At 68.2% G+C, this 23,184-nt stretch carries 23 protein-coding genes; 13 read left to right on the top strand and 10 right to left on the bottom strand.

Annotated features, from left to right (window positions below; all coding sequences use genetic code 11):
• Positions 1–5: 5 nt before the first annotated feature.
• The 4 genes from HLH27_RS03990 (at position 6) to HLH27_RS03975 (ending at position 3,906) form a co-directional block, all read left to right on the top strand.
• Positions 6–1,319, top strand: coding sequence for a bifunctional folylpolyglutamate synthase/dihydrofolate synthase (locus HLH27_RS03990; RefSeq protein WP_182947987.1), 1,314 nt, complete (start codon positions 6–8; stop codon positions 1,317–1,319).
• 148 nt (positions 1,320–1,467) lie between these two features.
• A complete protein-coding gene (locus HLH27_RS03985; RefSeq protein WP_182947985.1) occupies positions 1,468–2,433 on the top strand; it encodes a nucleoside hydrolase in 966 nt (321 codons plus the stop codon).
• Between the two features lie 137 nt (positions 2,434–2,570).
• Positions 2,571–3,029, top strand: coding sequence for a carboxymuconolactone decarboxylase family protein (locus tag HLH27_RS03980; RefSeq protein WP_182947983.1), 459 nt, complete (start codon positions 2,571–2,573; stop codon positions 3,027–3,029).
• A complete protein-coding gene (locus HLH27_RS03975) occupies positions 3,022–3,906 on the top strand; it encodes a sigma-70 family RNA polymerase sigma factor (protein WP_182947981.1) in 885 nt (294 codons plus the stop codon). The genes HLH27_RS03980 and HLH27_RS03975 overlap by 8 nt, the downstream gene beginning before the upstream one ends.
• Positions 3,907–4,040: 134 nt before the next feature.
• On the opposite strand, the gene HLH27_RS03970 is transcribed toward HLH27_RS03975, so the two are convergent.
• The 4 genes from HLH27_RS03970 to HLH27_RS03955 all read right to left on the bottom strand — a co-directional run bounded on the left by HLH27_RS03970 (position 4,041) and on the right by HLH27_RS03955 (position 6,937).
• On the bottom strand, positions 4,041–4,547 hold the full coding sequence (locus HLH27_RS03970; RefSeq protein ID WP_182947979.1) for a peptide deformylase: 507 nt from the start codon (positions 4,545–4,547) through the stop codon (positions 4,041–4,043).
• Positions 4,548–4,563: 16 nt separating this feature from the next.
• Entirely contained in the window at positions 4,564–5,562 is a 999-nt protein-coding gene (locus HLH27_RS03965; protein ID WP_182947978.1) for an asparaginase, read from the bottom strand.
• Positions 5,563–5,584: 22 nt separating this feature from the next.
• Complete coding sequence (locus HLH27_RS03960) at positions 5,585–6,370, bottom strand: hypothetical protein (RefSeq protein ID WP_182947976.1); 786 nt, start codon at positions 6,368–6,370, stop codon at positions 5,585–5,587.
• Between the two features lie 75 nt (positions 6,371–6,445).
• Positions 6,446–6,937: a transcriptional repressor gene (locus tag HLH27_RS03955; protein ID WP_246375418.1), complete on the bottom strand. Its 492-nt coding sequence runs from the start codon at positions 6,935–6,937 to the stop codon at positions 6,446–6,448.
• 233 nt (positions 6,938–7,170) lie between these two features.
• On the opposite strand from HLH27_RS03955, the gene HLH27_RS03950 reads away from it, so the two are divergent.
• The 4 genes from HLH27_RS03950 (at position 7,171) to HLH27_RS03935 (ending at position 11,352) form a co-directional block, all read left to right on the top strand.
• Positions 7,171–8,025 carry a metal ABC transporter solute-binding protein, Zn/Mn family gene (locus HLH27_RS03950; protein WP_246375416.1) on the top strand — a complete coding sequence of 285 codons (855 nt, stop codon included), beginning with the start codon at positions 7,171–7,173 and terminating at the stop codon, positions 8,023–8,025.
• Positions 8,022–8,870: a metal ABC transporter ATP-binding protein gene (locus HLH27_RS03945; protein WP_182947972.1), complete on the top strand. Its 849-nt coding sequence runs from the start codon at positions 8,022–8,024 to the stop codon at positions 8,868–8,870. Before HLH27_RS03950 ends, HLH27_RS03945 begins: the two co-directional genes overlap by 4 nt.
• A gap of 50 nt (positions 8,871–8,920) precedes the next feature.
• On the top strand, positions 8,921–9,736 hold the full coding sequence (locus HLH27_RS03940; protein WP_182947971.1) for a metal ABC transporter permease: 816 nt from the start codon (positions 8,921–8,923) through the stop codon (positions 9,734–9,736).
• Between the two features lie 233 nt (positions 9,737–9,969).
• Complete coding sequence (locus HLH27_RS03935) at positions 9,970–11,352, top strand: methyl-accepting chemotaxis protein (RefSeq protein WP_182947969.1); 1,383 nt, start codon at positions 9,970–9,972, stop codon at positions 11,350–11,352.
• A gap of 52 nt (positions 11,353–11,404) precedes the next feature.
• Here HLH27_RS03935 and HLH27_RS17185 read toward each other — a convergent pair whose 3' ends face one another.
• Entirely contained in the window at positions 11,405–11,530 is a 126-nt protein-coding gene (locus HLH27_RS17185) for a hypothetical protein (RefSeq protein ID WP_275943885.1), read from the bottom strand.
• Positions 11,531–11,553: 23 nt separating this feature from the next.
• Positions 11,554–12,051, bottom strand: a complete 498-nt coding sequence (locus HLH27_RS03930; protein WP_182947967.1) for a flavin reductase — start codon at positions 12,049–12,051, stop codon at positions 11,554–11,556.
• A gap of 105 nt (positions 12,052–12,156) precedes the next feature.
• On the opposite strand from HLH27_RS03930, the gene HLH27_RS03925 reads away from it, so the two are divergent.
• The 3 genes from HLH27_RS03925 to HLH27_RS03915 all read left to right on the top strand — a co-directional run bounded on the left by HLH27_RS03925 (position 12,157) and on the right by HLH27_RS03915 (position 16,321).
• Complete coding sequence (locus HLH27_RS03925) at positions 12,157–13,212, top strand: enoyl-CoA hydratase/isomerase family protein (RefSeq protein WP_182947965.1); 1,056 nt, start codon at positions 12,157–12,159, stop codon at positions 13,210–13,212.
• A 70-nt stretch (positions 13,213–13,282) separates the two neighbouring features.
• Positions 13,283–14,701, top strand: a complete 1,419-nt coding sequence (locus tag HLH27_RS03920; RefSeq protein WP_182947963.1) for a protein adenylyltransferase SelO — start codon at positions 13,283–13,285, stop codon at positions 14,699–14,701.
• Positions 14,702–14,872: 171 nt separating this feature from the next.
• Positions 14,873–16,321, top strand: coding sequence for a sugar porter family MFS transporter (locus HLH27_RS03915; protein ID WP_182947961.1), 1,449 nt, complete (start codon positions 14,873–14,875; stop codon positions 16,319–16,321).
• A gap of 123 nt (positions 16,322–16,444) precedes the next feature.
• Here the strand turns inward: HLH27_RS03915 and HLH27_RS03910 are convergent, their stop codons facing one another.
• On the bottom strand, positions 16,445–18,418 hold the full coding sequence (locus HLH27_RS03910; protein ID WP_182947959.1) for an alpha/beta hydrolase family protein: 1,974 nt from the start codon (positions 18,416–18,418) through the stop codon (positions 16,445–16,447).
• A 164-nt stretch (positions 18,419–18,582) separates the two neighbouring features.
• Here HLH27_RS03910 and HLH27_RS03905 point away from each other — a divergent pair, with 164 nt between their 5' ends.
• Positions 18,583–19,164, top strand: a complete 582-nt coding sequence (locus HLH27_RS03905) for a DedA family protein (RefSeq protein ID WP_182948151.1) — start codon at positions 18,583–18,585, stop codon at positions 19,162–19,164.
• Positions 19,161–20,105 (top strand): SDR family oxidoreductase, encoded by a 945-nt coding sequence (locus tag HLH27_RS03900; RefSeq protein WP_182947957.1) that lies wholly within the window; start codon positions 19,161–19,163, stop codon positions 20,103–20,105. Before HLH27_RS03905 ends, HLH27_RS03900 begins: the two co-directional genes overlap by 4 nt.
• 42 nt (positions 20,106–20,147) lie before the next feature.
• Here HLH27_RS03900 and trmB read toward each other — a convergent pair whose 3' ends face one another.
• The 3 genes from trmB to dapB all read right to left on the bottom strand — a co-directional run bounded on the left by trmB (position 20,148) and on the right by dapB (position 23,047).
• Positions 20,148–20,882 (bottom strand): tRNA (guanine(46)-N(7))-methyltransferase TrmB, encoded by a 735-nt coding sequence (trmB, locus tag HLH27_RS03895; RefSeq protein WP_182948149.1) that lies wholly within the window; start codon positions 20,880–20,882, stop codon positions 20,148–20,150.
• A gap of 34 nt (positions 20,883–20,916) precedes the next feature.
• On the bottom strand, positions 20,917–22,104 hold the full coding sequence (gene metK / locus HLH27_RS03890) for a methionine adenosyltransferase (RefSeq protein WP_182947955.1): 1,188 nt from the start codon (positions 22,102–22,104) through the stop codon (positions 20,917–20,919).
• A 166-nt stretch (positions 22,105–22,270) separates the two neighbouring features.
• A complete protein-coding gene (gene dapB, locus HLH27_RS03885; RefSeq protein WP_182947952.1) occupies positions 22,271–23,047 on the bottom strand; it encodes a 4-hydroxy-tetrahydrodipicolinate reductase in 777 nt (258 codons plus the stop codon).
• Between the last annotated feature and the right edge of the window lie 137 nt (positions 23,048–23,184).

The following is a 23,184-nucleotide window of genomic DNA, read 5'->3' as shown; positions in this document are numbered from 1 at the left end:
GGCCGATGACGACCTCGCCCACGGCGCTGGGGCCGGAATTCGTCGGCCGGGCCGGCGCGGTGCTGGAGAGGCTGAACCGGCTCTATCCGGCCCTGATCGACCTGTCGCTGGGCCGGCTGGAGGCCCTGCTGGGGCGGCTGGGCCACCCGGAAGAGCATCTGCCGCCGGTGATCCATGTCGCCGGCACCAACGGCAAGGGCAGCACCTGCGCCAATCTGCGCGCCATCGGCGAGGCCGCCGGCTGGCCGGTGCATGTCATGACCTCGCCGCATCTGGTGGACGTGACGGAGCGCTTCCGCGTTTCCGGCCGCATCGTTTCGACCGACGAACTGGTGGCGGTGCTGGAGGAGGTCGAGCGCGTCAATGACGGGGCGCCGATCACGGTGTTCGAGGTGCTGACCGCCGCCGGTTTCGTGCTGTTTGCCCGTCACCCTGCCCGTCTGGCGGTGATCGAGGTCGGGCTGGGCGGGCGGTGTGACGCCACCAATGTTCTTGCGCGGCCGGCCGCCTGCGCCATTGCCTCGATTTCCATGGATCATGAGGCTTTCCTTGGCGACAGCATCGCCGCCATTGCCGCCGAGAAGGCCGGGATCATGAAGCCGGGCGTGCCCGTGGTGACCGGGCATCAGGCGCCCGAGGCCATGGCGGTGCTGCGTGCCCGGGCGGCGGAATGCGGGGCGCGGCTGCTGGTGCGCGACGTGGACTGGGAGATTGCGGCGGTGCCCGGCGGCGTGCGCTATACGGACGCGCAGGGCGTGCTGGACCTGCCGGCGCCGGGCCTGCCGGGCGCGCACCAGGTGGATAATGCCGGGCTGGCGGTGGCGGCGCTGCGGGCCAGCGGGCTGGCCGTGCCGGAGGCCGCATGGGCGGGTATCGGCCGTACCGAATGGCCCGCGCGCCTGCAACGGCTGGATGGCGCGCTGGCGGCCCTGCTGCCGGCGGGTTGGGAATTGTGGCTGGATGGCGGGCATAATCCGGGTGCGGGCCACGCGCTGGCGGAGATGCTGGGTGGCTGGTCGGACCGGCCGGTGCATCTGGTGGTCGGCATGAAGCAGACCAAGGATGCCGGCGGCTTTTTGGCCCCGTTGCTGGAGCGCGCGGCCAGCGTGCAGGCGGTGGCCGAGCCGGGGCAGCATCTGGCGCTGCCGGTCGAGGCGATCGTGGCCGCGTCGGGCGGCCGGGCCGTTGCGGGCCCGACCGTGGAGGCGGCGCTGGCGCGGCTGGCTGACGGGGCAGTGGGTCCCGGGCGGGTGGTGATTTGCGGCAGCCTTTATCTGGCGGGGGTTGTGCTGGCGCGGGACGGGTGGGTCGCGTGTTGAGTTAAAGCCTTCTTTTTCTGAAGAAAAAGAAGCAAAAAGACTTTTATCCGTTCGGGAATCTTGTGCTGGGGACACGCGATGTCCCTGACCGAATCAAAGTTTTTTGGTTCTTTTTTTCAAAAAAGAACATCCTTGAGGGGCTCCCCCGATGACGCATCGCCACAAGATCCTCTTCGATACCGACCCCGGCGTGGACGACGCGATGGCGTTGTATTTCCTGACCCGGCGGCCGGAATGCGAATTGCTGGCCGTGACCACGGTGCATGGCAACCTGGATATCGACACCGTCACCCGCAACGCGCTGTGGCTGGCCGAGCGGCTGGGGCTGGATGTGCCGGTGGCCATGGGGGCGGCCACGCCGCTGGTGCGGCCGGCGGGGGCCGGCGTGCCGCATGTGCATGGGGCAAGCGGGCTGGGCGACCTGACGCCGCCCGCGCAACTGGCCCGGGCGGTCGATCCGCGACCCGCGTGGCAGGTGATCGTCGATACGGTGCGGGCCCATCCGCATGAGGTGACGCTGGTTGCCATCGGGCCGCTGACCAATCTGGCGCTGGCGCTGCGGCATGACCCTGCCATTGCCGGGCTTGTGGCCGGGGTGAGCCTGATGGGCGGGGCGTTCGGCACCCATGGGCATTGCGGCAATGTGTCGCCGGTGGCCGAAGCCAATATCCGGTCGGACCCCGAGGCGGCGGACCTGGTGATGACCGCGCCGTGGAAGGTCACGATCCTGGGGCTGGATGTGACGCAGCAGGTGGTGATGGATGCCGCCTATCTGGACCGGCTGGAAGAGCGGGGCGGTGCGGATGGGGCCTTTCTGCGGGCGGTGTCGCGGTTTTACCAGGGGTTTCACGAGCGGTCGCGCGGGTTGGCCGGGATTTTTGCCCATGACAGTCTGGCGGTGATCCAGGTTCTGGCGCCGCATCTGTTTACCCTGCGGCACGGGCCGGTGCGGGTGGTGTGCGGCGGGCTGGCGGATGGGCAGACGATCCAGAAGCCTGCGGGCCTGCCCGGGCCGCCGGCGCCGGCCTGGGACGACGCGCCCTCGCGCGCCGTGGCGGTGGATGTCGATGTGGGCGGCGTGCTGGCCCTGTATGCGGGTACGTTCATCGCCTGACGGTATTCGGGGCGGGGCGTGTCACAAACCCGCCTGCTGTTTCGTCTTAAAGGCGGTTTGAAAAGTCGTGTCGGATCGCCGGCAGGGTGACTTTGCAAGCCGACTCTTACGGCAAACAGTATGCAGGGATGATGATCATGACACCCCGAATGGACTATCTGGCGACCGCTCCCGCTCTTCTGGGCAAGATGATGGAGCTTGAGGAGGCTCTTGCATCCTCGGGCCTCGATCTTGGCCTGATCGAACTGGTCAAGATGCGGGTTTCGCAGATCAACGGCTGTGCGTTCTGCCTCGACATGCATGCCGCGATCATGAAAAAATCGGGCGAGGACATGCGGCGGATCGTGCTGCTGCCGGCGTGGCGGGAAACGGCATTTTATACGCCCCGGGAACGCGCGGCGCTGGCTTGGGCCGAGGCGCTGACGCTGGTGGCCGATACCCATGCGCCGGATGCGGATTACGATGGGCTGCGCGGCCATTTTACGGATCAGGAGATCGTGCAGCTTACGCTCGTCATCGGCATGATCAATCACTGGAACCGGATTGCCATCGGCTTCCGCGCCCAGCCGCGCCGGCCATCCGGCCCGCATGCCTGACGCCGCCGACGCGACGGCCCGCTTTCTTGCCGTCAGGCCGGACCTGATCGGCATTGCCTATCGCATGACCGGATCGCTGGCGGTTGCGGAGGACCTGGCGCAGGAGGCCTTCCTGCGCTGGCATGCCGCCGCACGCGGCACGATCGACCACCCCCGGGCCTGGCTTGCCCGGGTGGTGACGCGGCTGTGCCTGGACTGGCTGCGTTCGTCCGCGCACCGATACGAGCATTATGTCGGGCCGTGGCTGCCGGAACCCGTTCTGGACACGCAGGATGCGCCCCAGATCCGGCAGCATGTGTGGGAACAGGATCTGTCCATGGCGTTTCTCTCCGCGCTTCAGGCCCTGTCGCCGGCCGAGCGTGCGGCCTTTATCCTGCACGATCTTTTCGAAATGCCGTTCGATGAGCTGGCGGAACTGTTGCAGCGGAGCGAGGCCGCCTGCCGCCAGATGGCGTCTCGTGCCCGCAAGCATCTCCGGCAACCCGGCCCCCGGCACCCCATGGATCGGGAAGCGGGCCGGAAACTGACCGAGGCGTTCTTGCAGGCATCGCGGCTGGGGGACGAGACGGCCCTGCGGACCTTGCTGAGCCAGGATGTCCGCTTTGTGTCGGATGGCGGCGGCGTTCGGCCTGCTGCCCGGAAAATCATCGAAGGGATCGGGAAAGTCAGCCGCCTGCTGGCCGGGCTGGCCCGCAAGCGGCAGTATCGGGCTCCGCCGGTTCTGTACCAGGGGCTGGTCAACGGGGAGCCGGGGTTTGTGACCCTGGAGGAGGATGGGTTGCCGCAGGTCACGACCCTGAGCTGCTATGAGGGGCGGGTTGTTGCGGTTTATGTCGTGCGGAATCCCGGGAAGTTGCGGGGGATGTTGCCTGGGTGAAGGGATTCGTTCTTTTTTGAAAAAAAGAACCAAAAAACTTTTGATCTGTTCTGGAGTTTTTTGCTGGGACAGGCGATGGCCCAAAAACGAATGAAAGTCTTTTTGCTTCTTTTTCTTCAGAAAAAGAAGATTCTTTACCTTCCTTCTGTACGCCTAAGCTTTTCATAGCGGGCCACCAGCCGGTTGCGACGCAGGGCAGAGAGGCGCTGGATCCAGAATATGCCGTCGAGCTGGTCGATTTCGTGCTGGTGGCAGATGGCGCGCAGGCCATCGGAGTCCTCGACATGGCCGGTGCCGTCGAGATCCTGGTAGCGCAGGCGCAGTCTGGCCGGGCGTTCGATCTGCTCGATGACGCCCGGCATGGAGACGCTGCCTTCCTCGTGGCGGAGTGTCTCGTCGGAGGTCCAGAGGATTTCGGGATTGATGTAGGTCTGGGGGGCCGGGGCGTCGGGCAGGTTGAGGACCACGACGCGCAGGGCGACGCCGATATGCGGCGCGGTGATGCCGATGCCGGGGGCGGCGCGCATCGTGTCGAGCAGGTCGGCGGCCAGGGTGCGCAGGGCCGCGTCGAAATGCGTGACCGGGGCGGCCGGCCGGCGCAGGCGCTGGTCGGGGAACCGGACGATGGGGCGGACGGTCATTCCAGCGGCTGCGGGATCAGAGGAAGGGGGCGGCGCGGACGCGGCCGACCGTCATGCCGTTCCAGTTGCGTATATCGTGGGTTGCCAGGTCGCGCAGCACCGTGTGGTCGCGGGTTTCGGGGCCGAGGAAGCGCATCAGCAGGGCGGCCATGGCGACCTCGGCCGCGCGCGGGGCGCCGTCATGGCATTTGATCGCGATGCCCAGCCCCTGCTGTGGCAGGCTGGCGGCCATGATGCCTTCGGCGCCCATCTTGCTGAACACGGCCGGGCCCAGCGCCTGCATCAGCACCGTGTCGAAGCGTGCGCTGCCGCCGACCATGAAGGGGGCGTTGGCCACGGCGGTGCGCAGCCGGGCCGCCGCGCGGGCGCGTTGCGGCCCCAGCCCGTGGCCGGTGCCGAAGCGGGCGAAACCGTGGGCCAAGGCGCGCATCGGGATGGCGTAGGTGGGGATGGAACAGCCGTCGATGCCGCGATTGTCTTCGCCGTGGGCGGCGCCGGTCACGTCGGCCAGTGCGGCTGTGACCTCGCGCATGATCGGATGGGTGGGCTGGATATAGCCGGCGAGGTCCTGATCCTGGTCGCAGGCCAGGCAGACGAAGCCGGCATGCTTGCCGGAGCAATTGTTGTGCAGCGCGTTGGGGGCGCCGCCGGAGCGGGCCAGCGCGTGGGCGGCGTCGGCGTTCGTCGGCCAGTGGGTGCCGCATTCGAGGCACGCGACGTCGCGCCCTGCCCGGCCCAGCATCCGCGCCGCCACCGCGACATGCGCGGGCTCGCCATTATGCGAGGCGCAGGCCAGGGCCAGTTCCTCGTCATCCAGGCCCAGCCGGTCGGCGGCGCCGCTTTCGACCAGCGGCAGGGCCAGGAAGGCCTTGACCGCCGAGCGCGGATAGGTCGGCTGCGCGATGTCGCCCAGCGCGAACAGCACGTCGCCATCGGCATCGACCACCACGGCGGTGCCGGCATGGCGGGATTCGACGCGGCCGCCGCGTTCGATCTCGGCGATTGCTGTGTCCATTGGGGGGCGTCGTCCTTGGAAGTCAGGTGTTGCCGGTGAGGAAGTAGCTGGGGCTGCCCGAACTGCGGGTCGAGTCCGGGTCGTCCTCGATCAGGTCGTCGATCATGAAGCGCTTCATGCGCAGCACGGCGATGTCGGCTTCGCTGGCATCGTCGTCGTCGGCCACCAGCGACAGCCAGTAGGGCACGCCGCCGCGCTCGGTCAGCAGCAGGGGGTGGCGGCGGCTCATGGTCAGGCCGTCGCGCAGCATGGCCTCGGCGTTCTCGTCGGTCGTGATGTGGTACAGGTAGCTGTCGGCGGGGTCGGATGCCTGGAGGCCGCGATAATGGACGCGCGCCAGTTGCAGGGTCTCGGCATCCAGCGACGCCACCTGGCGCCGGGGCGGCGGGGGCTCGGCCTTCGGCGGTTCGGCGGGCGGCTCCGCCGTGGGGAGCGGCGAGGCGAACAGGTCGTTCTGTCCCTGCCCGGTTGCCTCGCGCACCGGGCGGGGCGTGCGGGGACGGCGGGGCGCGGGCTGGGCGGCCGTGCGGACCGGCTCGGGCAGCGGTAGTTCGGCGGTATCCGGGCGGATGCGTGCCATGTCGAAATTCCGGCGCAGGGTGGCTACGGGGTCGGGGTCGGGCAGGCTTTCCGCCATGATCTGCCGGCCGCGCCGGCGCCAGAACAGCATCAGGGCCTGGGGGGCGTCCTGCGCTGCGATCCGTGCGCGCGGCTGCCCCCGCATGTCGTCGATCCGGAAGATCATGTGCCCCGAATTCCGGGTCGTCAGGCCGGTCGGCCTGACCTTGTAGCCGTTTCTCACCATCATCCTCAGTCGTGCCGTTCTCAGTCGTGCCGTTCGCCGTGAAGTCCGAAGTCGCCTGCCGTCATGGCCGGCCGTGGCTCATGCCGTTGCCGCGTCGCGGCAGAGGATGCACAGCCCCTCGGCCTCGACGGTCGAGTGGCGCACCGTGAAACCGATATGTCGCGTGGCGTCGATCAATGCGTGCAGGATGCCGTGATCGTCGAGTTCGGTCACCTGCCCGCAGCCGGTGCAGATCAGGAATTGCGCCGCATGGGGATGGCCGGCCTCGGCATGGCTGCCGTCCAGCGTATGGGTGCAGCCCACGAAGGCCGAGAGGCGTTCGATCTTGTGGATCAACCCCTCTTCCAGCAGGAAATCGAGGGCGCGATAGACCGTGGGCGGGGCGGCGCCCTTCTTGTCGGCGCGCAATCCGTCCAGCAGGTCGTAGGCGCCGACCGGGCGCGCGGCCTCGAGCACCAGGCCCAGCACCTGGCGCCGCAGGTCGGTCAGCCGCGAACCGTGCGCGGCGCACAAGCGCTCGGCATTATCCAGCCGAGTCTCGGTCTTTTCGGCGAAAGTCGTTGCCGCCATGCCTGCCGCGCCATGCCCCCGGTCTGTCCAGTGATGCCGCCCCGGCGGCTCCCTGGTTTCCATACGCCGGAAAGCGCGTTATATGAAGGCTTCAAATATGTTACATTATAACGTATTTTGACCTGCCAACCCTCCTGCTGACGGCCTGTTGCGTGTCTGCTGACCTTGTATCCCCTCTTCGTGCCGTCCGTTCGGGCCTGGTGCGCCTGACCTGCGTATGGCTGATGGCTGTCATGCCGGTGCTGTCCGCGGCGTGGCCGGCCCGGGCCGACGGCCCCATTGCCGTCGTTGCCGCCGAGGCGGTCTGGGGCGATGTCGCGCGCCAGGTCGGGGGGGCGGACGTGGCCGTGACCAGCATCCTGACCAACCCCGCCGCCGACCCGCATGCGTTCGAGGCCAGCCCGATGGATGGGCGGATGCTGGGCGCCGCGCGGATCGTGATCGCCAATGGCGGGGGGTACGATGGCTGGATCGACCGGCTGATGGAGGGAAGCGGGGCCACCGGGCGGCCGGTGGTGCTGGATGTTGCCGCGCTGGTGGGCTGGCGGGATGGGGACAACGCCCATTTCTGGTACGACCTGTCGATGGTCCGCGCCGTCGCGACGGCGTTTGCCGCCGATTGCGGGGCGATCCGCCCCGAGCGGCGGGCGGCGTTCGAGGCGCGGCTGCGACAGTTCCTGGATGCGCTGGCGCCGCTTCAGCAGCGGATCGACGGGTTGCGGGCGCGGTATCATGGTGTGCCGGTTGCGGCGTCGGAACCGATCTTCGGCCTGATGACGCGGCAGGTCGGGCTGGCGATGCATGACGGGGACTTTCAGCGCGCGGTCATGAACGGCACCGATCCGGGCCCGTTCGAGGTTGCGGGGTTCGAGCAGGACCTGACGGCGCGGCGGGTGCGGATATTGATCCTGAACGAGCAGACGACGGGGCCGGCCACCGAGCGGCTGGAGCAGCTGGCGCGTGGGGCCGGCATCCCGGTGCTGCATGTCGGCGAGAGCCTGCCGCCGGGGACGCGCTACCAGGACTGGATCGCCGGGGTGCTGGATCGGCTGGACCGGGCGCTGGCCCAGGGCGGGGGGCCGACATGAGCGGTCATGACGGACATGCGTGCTGCGGCGGGCCCGTGGCCGCGCCGGGTGCCGCCGCGCTGCCGCCGATCGACATGGCGCATGTCACGCTGCGCATCGGGGACCGCACGATCCTGTCGGATGTCGGCCTGACGGTGCCTGCCGGGGCCTTTGTCGGCATGCTGGGGCCGAACGGGGCGGGCAAGAGCAGCCTGATCCGCGCCATTCTGGGCGTGGTGCCGGTTGCGGCCGGGCGGATTTCGGTCTTCGGGCGGCCGGTGGGGCGGGGCAATCACGATATCGGCTACCTGCCGCAGTTTCCGGCGCGATCCGCGCCGCGCCTGGACGGGCGCAGCTTCATTGCCGCCGCCCTGCATGGGGAACGCTGGGGCCTGCCCTGCGACTGGCGCCCCGGGCGGCATCGGCGCCACGATGCGATGGAGATCGACCGGGTGCTGGACCTGGTCGGGGCCACGCATCTGGCGCATCGGCCGATCGACCATCTTTCGGGCGGCGAGCGGCAGCGGCTGCTGCTGGCGCAGGCCCTGCTGGGGCGGCCCCGGCTGCTGCTGCTGGACGAACCGCTGGCCAGCCTGGACCCCCATCGGGCGCGCGAGGTGGTGGCGCTGGTGGATACGATCCGCCGGCAGCTTGGGATTGCGGTGCTGTTTTCGACCCATGACCTCAACCCGCTGCTGGGGGTGATGGACCGGGTGCTGTATGTGGGGCGCGGGGCGGCGCGGCTGGGCACGGTGGACGAGGTCGTGACCGACCCGGTGCTGAGCACGCTGTACGGCATGCCGGTCGAGGTGATCCGGGCGAACGGGCGCATCTTCGTCGTGGCCGACGGGGTGGTGCAGTCGTGACCGGGCGGCAGCTTTTCTTCTTTCTTGTGCGGGGCCGGTAGCATCCGATCATGTTCGCGTTCGAATTCATGCGCCATGCCTTTGCCGCGACGGGGATCGTCGCGATCCTGTCCGGGCTGGTCGGGTATTTCATGGTGCTGCGGGGCGAGAGCTTTGCCGGGCATGCGCTGTCGCACGTAGGCTTCGCGGGGGCGACCGGGGCGCTGCTGGTGGGCATGCCGCCCTTTTGGGGGCTGATGGGTGCCACGGTGCTGGCCGGGGTGGCCATGGGGCTGGGCGGGCGCGGCACCACCCAGGGGCGGGATGTCACGATCGGGCTGGTCCTGTCGTGCATGCTGGGCTGCGGGCTGCTGTTCCTGCATTTCCTGACCACATCGGCCACCCGTGCCACGGCGCTGCTGTTCGGCAACGTGCTGGGGGTGGACCGGTCGATGCTGGGGTGGCTGCTGGTGCTGGGCGTGGGCTGCGTGCTGGCCATGGCGGCGCTGTCGCGGCCGCTGCTGTTCGCCAGCCTCCAGCCCGAGACGGCGGAGGCGCGGGGCGTGAAGCTGCGCCTGGTCTCGACCATCTTCCTGGCCATCGTCGCCGTCGTGACGGCGGAATGCGTGCAGATTACCGGCGTGTTGCTGGTCTTTGCGCTGATGGTGGGGCCGGCGGCGACGGCGCAGCGGCTGACGGCCACGCCGGGCTGGGGGATCGTGCTGTCCGTGCTGCTGGCGGTTGGGGCGGGCTGGGGGGGGCTGGCCCTGTCCTGGTGGACCGACTGCCCGGCCTCGTTCTGGATCAGCGTGCTCAGCACCGGCTTTTATCTGGCTGCCGGCATCCGGCGGGCGGTCGAGGGGCGTGCGCGCGCCGGGGAATGCTGAGGGCGTGGTTTTCCGGGCTGTGCATCATAATATTTCATATCGTATCGGCGGCAGCGACTTTGCGGACAGTCTCTTAATTATCGTGAGGAATCATGGTATCGGGGGCATAACGCAGTAATAGTCGATGTCCGGTTTTCCGATGAACGGTGGTCGTCGGGGGTGGCGCTTTCGTATGAATATTCGATGAAGCGTCGATTGCAGCAGGCCGGATTTCAAGAGAAGGATATATTTCGATGTTCTCTTTTCGCCAGCGTCAATCCGACGAATCTTCGGAACAGAGCATGCGGATGATGCTGGCCGAGGCGATCTTCGAACATTCGCTGAGTGCGTGCTTTCTGCTGCGCGGCGGAAAGATCGCGGAATGCAATCCGGCGCTGATCGCGCTGGTCGGCGGGACGCGGGAGAAGCTGATCGGCATGGGGCCGGACCAGATTTCGCCCAGAGTGCAGCCGGATGGGCAGGAATCGGCCGTGGGCGTGCAGAAGCGGCTGGAAGAGCTGTTCCGCACCAATCGGCCGGTCTGTTTCGACTGGATGCACCAGGCGCTGGACGGCAGCCCGCTGCCGGTGCGGGTCACGCTGTTCACGGTGGTGCTCGCGGGCCGGAAGGAGGTTGCCTCGGTCTGGGAGGATCGGCGCGACCAGCATGCCGCGCAGCAGCGGCAGAAGGAAGTGGACGAGGCGGTGCGGCATGTCCGCCATTCCTTCAGCCAGGCGCTGGCCGAGGTCAGCGAGGGGAACCTGGGCGTGCGGATTTCCGAGGCGTTTCCGAAAGACTATGAGGAGATGAGGCAGGATTTCAACCAGGGGATTGCCCGGCTGCACGACGCGATGCTGAACGTGACCGACCATACGCGCAAGGTGCGCGATACCTCGGCGGAAGTCGTGATGGCGTCGGACGATCTGGCGCGGCGGACCGAGGAACAGGCGGCCAGCCTGGCGCAGGCCGTGGCGACGATCGGCACGATCGCGGCCGGCGTGCGCGGCATGGCGCGGGATGTGAAATCGGCCAGCGAGGCGGCGCTGTCGTCGCATGACAGTGCGGAGAAATCGAAGCTTGTCGTGTCCGAAGCCATGAATGCGATGACGAAGATTGCCGATTCCTCCAGGCAGATCGCGAGCATCGTCGGCATGATCGAGAAGATCGCGTTCCAGACCAATATCCTGGCGCTCAACGCGTCGGTGGAGGCCGCGCGCGCCGGGGAGACGGGGCGCGGCTTTGCCGTGGTGGCCAATGAGGTGCGGGTGCTGGCGCAGCAATCGTCGGAGGCGGTCAAGAACATCCGCGATGTGATCGCCGTGTCGCGGCGGACGGTGGATGACGGCGTGACGCTGGTCAACAATACCGGCGAGATGCTGGCCGATATCGTCAGGAACGTTGCCGTTCTCAACGCCACGGTCGGGAATATCTCGGTCCTGTCGCACCAGCAGGCGGACGGGTTGAACGAGGTCAACCAGACGATGGGGCAGATCGACGATATCACCCAGAAGAATGCCGCGATGGTCGAGGAGACCACGGCGGCCAGTCACAGCCTGGCGCAGGAAGCCAGTTCGCTGAACCGGATCGTGTCGCGTTTCGAGACCCGGAAGCAGGGGACGCTCGCGAAGGCGGGCTGACTTTTCAAGCCGCCTTGGGTGGCCGAATGGGCAGGCGTGCCGGGGCGGCCCGTCAGGATGGCAGGGCCCAGCACCACCATGCCATCAGGGCCAGCACGGTGCCCAGACCGGCATGCAGGGCGAGCAGCATGCGGCCGTCGATGACCGGGGGGTGGTCCAGGCGGCGGCGTGTGGGCATCGCGCGGGTCTCCGGCTGTGGGGTCAGTGGTCGTGGCCGCCGTGGGGCAGCACATGGTAGGCGCGGTTGAAATAGACCAGGCCGCCCACCGGCGCGCCGATGCGGATGGCCTCGACCACGCCGAACATGACGCTGTGGGTGCCGACCTCGACGATCCGGTCGATCCGGCAGTCGAAGGAGGCGACGGCTTCCTCCAGCGCCGGTGCGCCGGTGGCCAGCGTCGTCCAGTGGCCGACGGTGAAGCGTTCGTACATGTCCATCGGCCCGGCGAAGGTGCCTGAGATGTCGCGCTGGCCGGCGGACAGGACGTTGATGCAGATCGCCCCGCCGGTGTGAAAGGCGTCGCGCGCGCGCGAGGCGCGGTTCATGCACACCAGCAGCGTGGGCGGTGCGTCGCTGACCGAGCAGACCGCCGAGGCGGTGAAGCCCACCGGGTCGTCCAGCGTGCCGGTCGTGACCACGTTTACGGCCGCGCCCAGCCGCGCCATCGCGTCCCGATAGGTCTGGGAGTCCACACTCATGCCCGCGCCCTTCCTGCCGTCGTCCATTCCTGTAGGGGCGACATCTTCATCATTGATCGTTCTGGCATAGTATCACGACAGGGAAAACGGAAGGAACGCATCATCATGCAGGCCGACGCGACGGACGGGACTTTGCTGATCTCGCGCCAGGGGCGCCTGGGGCGATTGACGGTCAATCGGCCCAAGGCACTGAATGCACTGGATATTACGCTCTATCGCGGGATTTCGGCCGCGCTTGCGGCGTGGCGGGACGACCCGTCGGTGGAGACCGTGCTGATCGACAGTACCAGCCCCCGGGCATTTTCGGCCGGCGGGGACCTGCGCGCGCTCTATACACTGGCGCTGGAGGCGGGGCCGGGGGCGGCCGCGGCGGTCTTTCGTGCCGGATATCGGCTGGTTTCGGTGCTGGCGGGGTATCCCAAGCCCGTGGTCTCGTTCATGGACGGGATCACGATGGGGGGCGGGATCGGGCTGGGGGCGCATGTCCGTCACCGGATCGTGACCGAGCGCAGCGTCCTGGCGATGCCCGAGGTTGCGATCGGGCTGACGCCCGATGCGGGCGGGTCGTACCTGCTGTCGCGCGCGCCGGGGCTGTCCGGGCTGCGCCTGGCCCTGACCGGGGGGCGGATGAAGGGTGGGCAGGCGGTGGCCGCGGGGTTTGCCGACCGGATGCTGGCGGCGGCGGACCTGCCGGAGCTGGCGGCCGCGCTGGCCGGGCGGCCAGCGGGGGAGGTGGTGGACCTGGCCCCTGCCGCGCCCCGTGCGGCGCAGGGGGACCTGGCGGCGATCGACGCGCTGTACGACGCGCCGGACCTGGAGACGATCCGCGCGCGGCTGGCGGAGAGCGACGCGCCCTGGGCGGCGGAGGATCGGGCGGCGATGGAGCAGGCCTCGCCGCTGTCGCTGCGGGTGACGTTCCGTGCCTGGCATGCCGCGCGGCGCTTGCCCGACCTGAACACGGTGCTGGAGCAGGAATATCGCCTGATCGGCAACCTGATCCGCCAGCCCGATTTCACCGAGGGGGTGCGGGCCAAGATCGTCGACAAGGACAATGCGCCGCGCTGGCTGGAGGGCGGGGCGCTGGGCGATGCGGCGATCGAGGCGTGCTTCGCGCCGCGTCCCGATACGCTGGACCTGCCCGTCTTTCCCGAACCCGTGTGACCGCGCGCCGTTTCGTCCCTGTGCGCCTTCGGGCTATTGCCCCCTTTCCCTCGATCCGAGGTTTCGATCCATGCCGTTCTCTGCCGCCTATCATCCCGCCCGTGAGCACCTGACGCTGGGGGAGGCGTTCTACGACCCTGTGGAAGCGGCGCGCTTTCCCGAGCATATCCTGCGCTTCCGCAACCAGGAGGCGGCGGCGCGGATCGGGCTGGACACGCTGACCGATGCGGAATGGATCGCGCATCTGGGGCGTTTCGTCCCGCTGCCCGACGGGCTGCCGACGCCGCTGGCGCTGCGCTATCACGGCCACCAGTTCCGCCAGTACAATCCCGACCTGGGCGACGGGCGGGGATTCCTGTTCGCACAGATGCGCGATGCGCGGGACGGCAGGCTGCTGGATATCGGCACCAAGGGCAGCGGCCGCACGCCCTGGTCGCGCGGGGGGGACGGGCGGCTGACCCTGAAGGGCGGGGTGCGCGAGATCCTGGCCAGCGAAATGCTGGATGCGCTGGGGGTGGAGACCTCGCGGACGCTGAGCGTGATCGAGACCGGCGAGCGGTTGCAGCGGGGGGACGAGCCCTCGCCCACCCGGTCGTGCGTGCTGGCGCGGCTGAGCCATTCGCATATCCGGGTGGGAACTTTCCAGCGCCTTGCCGCGCTGGAAGACCAGGCCAGCCTGGCGCGGCTGGTGGATTATGTCATGGCCACCTATTTCCCCGACCGCCATGGCGGGGGCAATGCGGCGACGTCGCTGTTCGACATCGTCTGCACGCGCACGGCCCGTCTGGCGGCCCAGTGGATGGGGGCAGGATTCGTGCATGGTGTGCTGAATACCGACAATATCAACATCACCGGCGAAAGCTTCGATTACGGTCCGTGGCGTTTCCTGCCCCGGTACGACCCTGCGTTCGTTGCCGCCTATTTCGACCAGTCGGGCCTGTATGCGTTCGCGCGCCAGCCCGAGGCCGTGCTGTGGACGCTGGCGCGGCTGGCGGAATGCCTGATCCCGCTGACGGAAATCGAAGAGCTGCAGAAGATCTTCGACGATTTTCCGGATCGTTATGAAGTGGAGATGAATGGCTTCATCGTGAAGCGCCTTGGTTTGTCTTCCCTTTCCAGAAATGAAGACCGCGCGCTGTCGGCGGCGACATGGACGTTTCTGGAACGATCGGGAATAGGATTTGAAAATTTGTTCTTCGATTGGTATGGTGGGGCACAGAGCAGGCATCGGGCGCTGAATGGGCCCAATGCCCATTTTTATGCGAGTGCGGATTTCGAGCCGTTGCGTCAGCGGATCGAAGCCCATCCTTCGCGACCGGACCTGGATCTTTCCAGTCCGTATTTTTCCCGATCCGCCCCCTGCACCATGCTGATCGATGCAGTGGAGCGGATATGGCAGCCGATCGCGGACCGGGATGACTGGAGCATGCTCGATGACACGCTCGCGTCGATCCGGGACATGAAGGCTGCCCTGTCGCCCGCCGCCTGACGGCGGGCGCGGTGGGGAGACCGGCGTGGCAATCGGGCCCGCCGGGGCGTCTGTGGAGCAAGGAGTTCCAGGACAGTTTTTGCCGGAGCCTGTCGGGACATGCGGGTTGTCGGGCGGCGGCCCGCCGTCGGCGCGCATATCCTGACAGGCTTCGGGACAGGGAGATATGGAATGCAGAATTTCTCACCGCAATCGACGAGTCTGGCCCACATATCCGAATACGAGATTTCGGATAATGCGCGGCTGACCCTCTGGCTCGCAGCCGCCGTGGCCGCCATCTGTGGCGGCCTCTACGGCTACGACACCGGCATCATTTCAGGTGCCCTGCTGCTGATTACGCGGGATTTTCATCTGGGCAGCACCGACCAGGAATTCGTGGCCTCGGCGATCCTGGCCGGTGCCGTGATCGGTGCCGTGGGCACCGGCTGGCTGTCGGAGCGTTTCGGCCGCCGCACCACCGTCATGATCGTGACCGCCGTGTTCGTGACCGGGGCGCTGGCCTGTTCGATGGCGCCCGATGTGGGCACGCTGATCGCGGCCCGTATCTATCTGGGCCTGGGTGTCGGCGGATCGACGCAGGTCGTGCCGATGTATATCTCGGAACTGGCGCCTGCGGCGCGGCGGGGGCGGCTGGTCACGCTGTTCAACGTGGCGATCGGGGTCGGCATCTTTCTTGCCAATATCGTCGGGTTTGCGATGCGCGATGCGTGGGGCTGGCGGCCGATGATCGCGATCGCGGCGGGGCCGGCGCTGTTCGTGTTCATAGCCATGTTCTTCATGCCGCGCAGCCCGCGCTGGACGGCCGAGAACCAGGGGCTGGACGCCGCGATCGGCGAACTGACCAAGGTGCGGACCAGCCATCGGGAAATCCACAAGGAAATAAAGAAGATTCACGCGGCGTCCTCGAACGTTTCCGAGGATCAGCGGGGGTGGCGCGGCCTGTCGCAGCCCTGGGTGCGCCCTGCCCTGATCGCGGCGTTCGGCGTGGCCTTCTTCACCCAGTGCGGCGGGCTGGAGATGATGATCTATTATGCGCCCACCTTCCTGTCGGATGCCGGGTTCGGCCATTCGGCGGCGCTGCTGGCCAGCGTTGGGGTGGCGGTCGTGTATCTGGCGATGACGCTGACCGGTTCGCTGGTCGTCGACCGGATCGGCCGGCGGCGGCTGATGCTGATCATGGGGCCGGGGTCGGTTCTGAGCCTGATCGGGCTGGGGCTGATGTTCATGCTGCATCCCGACAAGGGCAGTGTCGGGAGCTGGATGATCATCGTCTTCCTGCTGCTGTTCATGATGTTCAACTCGGGCGGCATCCAGGTCGTCGGCTGGCTGCTGGGGGCCGAGATGTTCCCGCTGCCGATGCGCGGCACCGCCACCAGCCTGCATGCGGCCACCCTGTGGGGCAGCAACCTGCTGGTGACGAGCACGGCGCTGACGCTGGTGCAGACGATCTCGCTGGGTGGGACGATGTGGTTCTATGCCGGGGTCAACCTGGCGTCGGTTCTGTTCGTCTATTTCCTGGTGCCGGAAACGCGGGGGGCCTCGCTGGAGGATATCGAGAAAGCGCTCCAGGAAGGGCGTTTTCGCCCGCGTCGCGGCCAGACCGCCATCGTGGAGCAGTAAAGGGGGCTTTGCCCCCGACCCCCACCAAAGGCCGGCGCCCCTTGGAAACCATTCTGCATTAATGATTGGGTTTCCAAAGGGCGACTGCCCTTTGGTGGGTCAAGGGCCAAGCCCTTGCCTTGCTTACTCCCCCGCCAGCACCACCCGTTCCCCCACATCGGGAACGGTAAAACCGAAGATCCGCCCATAGAAATCCAGTTCCAGTTCCAGTGCGCGGCGCACCGTCTCCTCGCGCCGGAAGCCGTGGGCTTCGCCTTCGAACGTATAATGTGCGTGGGGAATGCCGCCGTCGGCCAGGGCATCGACCATGGCCTGTGCCTGCGCGGGGGGGACCACGGCGTCGGCCAGGCCGTGGAGGAACAGGACCGGGGTGCGGATGGCGTCGGCGCGGGTCAGGGGGGAGCGGGCCAGGTAGGTGGCTTCGGCCTCGGGCCAGGGGCCGACGAGGCTGTCGAGATAGCGGGATTCGAATTTATGGGTTTCCTGCGCCAGGGCGCGCAGGTCGGTGACGCCGTACAGGCTGGCGCCGGCGGCGAACAGGTCGGAGCCGGCGAGTGCCAGCAGCACGGTGAGGCCGCCGGCGCTGCTGCCGCGAATGGCGATGCGGGCGGCGTCGACGCGGCCGGTTGCGATCAGGTGGCGGCAGGCGGCGATGCAGTCCTCGACATCGGCGATGCCCCACTGCCCTTCCAACTGGCGGCGATAGGCGCGGCCGAAGCCGGTCGAGCCGCGATAATTGATGTCGACCACCGCGAAGCCCCGGCTGGTCCACCACTGGACCTTGAAGGCGAAGGCGCTGGCGGCCCGGCCGGTGGGGCCGCCATGGGCCATGACGATCAGGGGCGGTTTTTCGTCCGCCGGGCCACGGAAGCGGCTGTTGGCGGGGGGATAGAAGAAGGCGTGGCCGGTGTGCTGCCCGTCGGGCAATGGGAAGCGGATGGTCTCGGCATGGGCGATGTCGCCGGGTGCGAGGTCCAGCGTGGCGGCGGTGCGCAGGACGTATGATGGCGCGTCGATGCGGCCCACGCGCACGGCGGGGGCGCCGTCCGGCGGGGTGTCGAGCCAGGCGAGGGATCCGTCCGCCAGCAGGGCGAGACAGTTTGCCGGGTGGCCCAGCGCCACCGGGCGGGCGACCGGGCCGGTGAGGTGCAGGGTGCGGAGCTCGCCGTTTTCGATGGCGATGGCCAGGATCGTGCCGTCGGGTAGCGGCTGGTAGCTGCGCAGGCCGAAGACCCAGTGGGGCAGGCCGATTTCGGCCTCCATCGGTGCGATGGAGACGGCCGGCCCGTCGGGGATGGTCCAGCGGAGGAGGTTCCACCAGCCGTCGCGGTCGGAGGCGGCCAGCAGCGTTTCGGGGCCGGCCCATGCGGGTTCGATGACCGATGCGCCGTCATCGGCCACGGTGCGGAGATCGGTCAGGGTGGTGGTGCCGGGCGTGGGGGCCAGCCGGGCCAGCCGCAGGCGGGTGGCGTCCCACGGCATGGCGGGGTGGTCCCACTCGATCCAGGCCAGCCATGCGCCGTCGGGCGACGGGCGGGGGGAACTGACGAAATCGGGGCCGGAGACCAGCACCTGGCCGGCCTGTTCCGCCGGGTCGGCGTCGCTGTCGGTGGCGAAGGCGACCAGGGTGGAGAGGGGCTCGCCGGGCGCGCGATGGTCTTCGCGCACGCAGAACAGAAGGGTGCCGTCGGGGGAGAAGGCGAAATCGGCGAAGCGCAGGCCGGAGACCGTGCTCAGGGCCCGGGGGGCGGTGCCGGGGGTGAGGAGCCAAATGCTGCCGTCCGGCCGGTGGCTGAAGGCGATGCGGCCGGATGCCGCGACATAGGCGCCGCCGCCATATTCATGCGCCCGGGTGCCGATATCGAACGGGGGCGGGGTCATGTCGCGGATGCCGTCGGCGGCGGTCCAGCGTACCAGGACGGTGCGCCCGGCCTCGGAGGGCCGTGTTTCCAGCCAGTAGACTGCCTCGCCGTCCGCCTGCACGCTGCCCAGGCCCAGGGTCTTGCCGGCCACCAGGGCCGCCGTCACGGGGGATGGCCATGTGCCGTAGGGGCGGATGGCGGGTTCGGGGCCGGTCCCGGCGGTCGGGTCGGTCATGCGGTCCTCCAGTCATGGGTGCCGGTCTGTCGTATTGACTTGACAGCGGGCTGACCAGACGGTTCCTCACGCACTTGGTCTCATTGGACGGATCCGGTCCGCTGCTTCATTCCTTCGAATCTCTTTTCGTGCATTACGGCTATGGCGTGATCGCGGTCGTCGTCATGCTGGAAAGCATGGGGCTGCCCCTGCCGGCCGAAACGCTGATCATTTCCTCGGCGCTCTATTGCGCCGCGACGCACCGCCTGGACATTTCCTGGGTGGCGGTGGCGGCGATCGTCGGTGCCATCATGGGCGACAATTTCGGCTATCTGATCGGCCGGACCTTCGGCCATCGGCTGCTGGAGCGCCATGGCGGCAAGGTGGGCCTGAACGACAGCCGGCTGATGCTGGGGCGCTACCTGTTTCGCCGCCATGGCGGCAAGGTGGTATTCTTCGGCCGCTTCATCGCCGTGCTGCGCGTCTTTGTCGCGCTGCTGGCCGGGGCGAACCGCATGCCGTGGCATACGTTCCTGTTCTTCAATGCGTTGGGTGGTATCGGCTGGGCCGGCGGGTATGCGGTGGGGGCGTATTATCTGGGGCACAAGGTGCTCAGCCTTTCGGGGCCGGTTGGAATCACGCTTGGTATCGTCGCGGCCGTCGTCCTGGGCGGCAGCTTTCTTTTCCTGAAGAAGAACGAAGTGCGCCTGACCGCGGAAGCGACCCGTGCCGCCGAGCGTGAACAGCAAGGAGAATCCGCACCATGACCATCGCCGCGAAGTGGACCATCGACCGGGCGCCGGACCTGACCGGCCGGACCGCCGTCGTGACCGGGGCGACGGGTGGGCTGGGGTATGAGGTTGCGCGCGGCCTGGCGTCGCGCGGGGCGAGCGTGTTGCTGACGGGGCGCGATGCGGTGCGCGGCGCGCGGGCGCTGGATGCCCTGCGCGCGCAGCTGCCGGAGGCGCGGGCGGAGTTTCTGCCGCTGGACCTGGCCAGCCTGCGTTCGGTTGCCGATTTCGCTGCCGACCTGAAGGAGCGGACCGATACGCTGGATATCCTGGTGAACAATGCGGGGGTGATGGCCTCGCCCCGGCGGCAGGAGACGGCGGACGGGTTCGAATTGCAGTTCGGCACCAATTATCTGGGCCATTTTGCCCTGACCGGCCATCTGCGCCCGCTGCTGGTGCGCGCGACGGGTGGCGGGCGGGTGGTCAGCGTGGCCAGCCTGGCGGCGTGGCAGGGGCAGATCGTGTTCGACGATCTTCAGGGCCGACATCGCTATACGCCGTTCAGCGCCTATCAGCAGAGCAAGCTGGCCAATCTGATCTTTGCGCTGGAGCTGAACCGGGTGGCGCAATCCGCCGGGTGGCGGCTGCATTCGATTGCCGCCCATCCGGGCTGGGCGCGGACCGACATTGCCGTCAGCCGGTCGTCGGCCCCGCAGGGCATCGTGGAGCGGCTGATGCGGCGCATTGTCCGGGTGGGGTTTCGCTATCTGGGCCAGTCGGCCGAGGCCGGGGCGCGGCCGATCCTGTTTGCCGCCGCGGCGCCCGAGGCACGCGATGGCGGCTATTACGGGCCGGGCGGCCGGGGCGAGCGGCGCGGGCGGGTGACGGAAGCGCGGATTCCGCCGCAGGCGCTCAGCCTGTCGGTGGCGCGGCGGTTGTGGGCGGTGTCGGAGCGGTTGACCGGGGTGGCGCTTTAAGCTCGGGCTCTGCCCTTTGGTGGGTCAAGGGCAAAGCCCTTGTCACCGCCGCACGAAGGTCCAGTACAGCGGCTGGCGTCCGGCGAGCAGGGCCTTGGCCTCGTAGCGGGTAGGCGGCCAGCCTTCGGGACGAGTGGTGGCCGGAGGGGCGGTTTCGAACAGGTCCTGTGCGCCCATGACCTCTTCGACCCAGGCCTGGTAGGTCGGGTCGTCGCTGGCGACGCGCCAGATTGCGCCGGGTTTCAGGGCGCGGGCGACCAGGCCGATATTGCCGGGATGCACGAAGCGGCGCTTGGCGTGGCGGGCCTTGGGCCAGGGATCGGGGAACATCAGGAACATGCGGTCGAGCGAGCGCTCGGGCAGGGCGCGCAGCAGGACGCGCGCGTCTTCGTCCCAGATCCGCAGCAGGTCGGGCACAGGGGCGGTGGCTTCCTGGTCGTCGGGCACCAGGCGCGACAGCAGGGAGCACAGGCCGTTTTCGAAGACTTCGCTGGCGATGTAGCCGATATCGGGATGGGCTGCGTGCTGGGCCAGCGAATGTTCGCCGCCGCCGAAGCCGACCTCGAGCCAGATTTCCGCCGGGACGCGGCCGAAGGCGCGCGCCGGATCGTCCAGAAGGGCCTGGTCGAGTCGCAGGCGGGGCAGGGTTTCGTCCAGCAGGCGCTGCTGGCGGGGCCGCAGCGGATGGCCACGCTGGCGGCCATAGAGCCGGTCGGGCGAGGCCTTGACGGAAACGGCAGGGGCCCCGGCCTCGTCAGCCGAGGCCGGGGTTGCCATTTCGGGTACCGTCATGGGGTCCCCGCTCCTGCGATCAGCGGTTGAACGCACCACGCAGCGCGTCCACCAGATCGGTCTGTTCCCACGTGAAATTGTCGCGGGCAGCGTCGGGCGTGCGGCCGAAATGACCGTAGGCCGAGGTTTCGGTGTAGATCGGGCGGTTGAGGCGCAGGTGGCGGCGGATGCCGCGCGGCGTCAGGTTCATGACCTCGCGCAGGACGCGGCCCAGCTTTTCCTCGTCCACATCCTTGCCGGTGCCGTCCAGGTCGACATAGACCGAGAGCGGGTGCGACACGCCGATGGCGTAGGAGATCTGCAGCGTGCAGCGATCGGCCAGGCCGGCCGCGACCACGTTCTTGGCCAGGTAGCGGCAGGCATAGGCCGCCGAACGGTCGACCTTGGTCGGGTCCTTGCCGGAGAACGCGCCGCCGCCATGCGGGGCCGCGCCGCCGTAGGTGTCGACGATGATCTTGCGCCCGGTCAGGCCGCAATCGCCGTCGGGGCCGCCGACGACGAACACGCCGGTCGGGTTGGCGTAGAATTCGTCATCCGGGCACATCCAGCCTTCCGGCAGCACGTCCACCACGATCTCGCGCAGGGCGTCGCGGATGCCGGCCTGACTGGCGCCTTCGTCATGCTGGGTCGAGATGACGACCGAGGTCGCGCCGACCGGGCGGCCGTCGACATAGCGGAGCGTGACCTGGCTCTTGGCGTCGGGCTGGAGGTTGGCGACGCGGGCGTCGCCGGCCTTACGCAGGTCGCGGATGCGGTGCAGGATCGCGTGGGAATAGAAGAGCGGTGCCGGCATCAGCGTCTCGGTCTCGCGGGTCGCGAAGCCGAACATGATGCCCTGGTCGCCCGCGCCTTCATCCTTGTCGCCGGCGCTGTCGACGCCCACGGCGATGTCGGCGGACTGCGCATGCAGGAAGGATTCGATCGTGGCGTTCTTCCACGAGAAGCCGGACTGGTCGTAGCCGATGTCGCGGATCGCGGCGCGTGCGCCCTCGATCAGGGCCTCGGTCGTGACGGAGGCCGGGCCACGGACTTCGCCGGCCAGGACCACCCGATTGGTGGTGACGAGGGTCTCGCACGCAACACGGGATTCGCCATCGGCCGCCAGATAGGCGTCCAGCACCGTATCGCTGATCCGGTCGGCGACCTTGTCGGGATGGCCTTCGGATACCGATTCCGATGTGAACAGAAAATCACCTTTGTTACGCATGATGGTCCTGTCTGTCTCGTACGGGGATAGGGAACGACACCGCCACGCATGCGGGGTCCGGGCGGGTTCGTTTGGCCGACTACCTACAAATCGTCAAGTATTTTTGCGGGATACCACGGTCCCGCACGGGAATTGCCGGCACGATCGTTTCGGTGGGGAAAAATATTCAGTGAAGCCCCAGAACGTCTTCCATGCTGTACAGACCCGGCGCGCGGCCGCGCAGCCACAGGGCGGCGCGCACCGCGCCGGTGGCGAAGACCCTGCGGTCGAACGCGCGGTGGGTCAGGGCGATCTGCTCGGTGGCCGAGGTGAACAGCAGCGTATGCTCGCCCACGATCTGCCCGCCGCGCAGGACGGCGAAGCCGATCGCGTCGGCCTGGCGGGGGCCGGTATGGCCGGTGCGGCCGGATTCCATATGGGTGGAGAGGTCGATGCCCCGGCCGTCGGCGACCGCCTGGCCGATGGCGAGCGCGGTGCCGGAGGGGGCGTCGACCTTCTGCCGGTGGTGCATTTCCAGGATCTCGGCGTCGTAGACCGTGGATGGCAGCACTTCGGCCATCTGGCGTGCCAGCCGGGTGACGAGGGTGACGCCCGGCGAATAATTGGCGGCCTGGACCACGGGGATGGTGCGGGCGGCCGTGGCCACCGCATCCTGTTCCGCATCCGAAAGGCCGGTCGTGCCCAGGACCCAGGCCACGCCGGCTTTTGCCAGGGCGGCGGCGTGGGCGCGGACGGTGACGGCATGAGTGAAGTCGATCACCACGTCGCTCAGCGGGGCCAGTTCGGCGAGCGTGGCGAAGAGGCCCTGGGCGGGGTCGGCGTTCGGGTCGCGGCTGGTGCCGCCTGCGAGTTGCGCGCCGGCGGCCGTTACTTCCTCGCGCAGCAGGCGGCCGACGCGCCCGTTGATGCCGGCGATGCCGATCCGCATCCTGTCTGTCGTCATGTCACGGTCCGGGAAAATGGGTGGCGGCGCGACCGGGGGATCGCGCCGCCTGATTATCCATGGTGCGAGTTGGGGGGATCACCATGGATAGCGGGTTTTCTACCCCCAACCAAAAGGGGGTTCAACAGCGCGTATTG

Source organism: Gluconacetobacter takamatsuzukensis, assembly GCF_014174275.1.
Classification (GTDB): domain Bacteria; phylum Pseudomonadota; class Alphaproteobacteria; order Acetobacterales; family Acetobacteraceae; genus Gluconacetobacter; species Gluconacetobacter takamatsuzukensis.
Note: the sequence above shows the minus strand (reverse complement) of the source record. Positions and strands in the feature narration are given on the sequence as shown.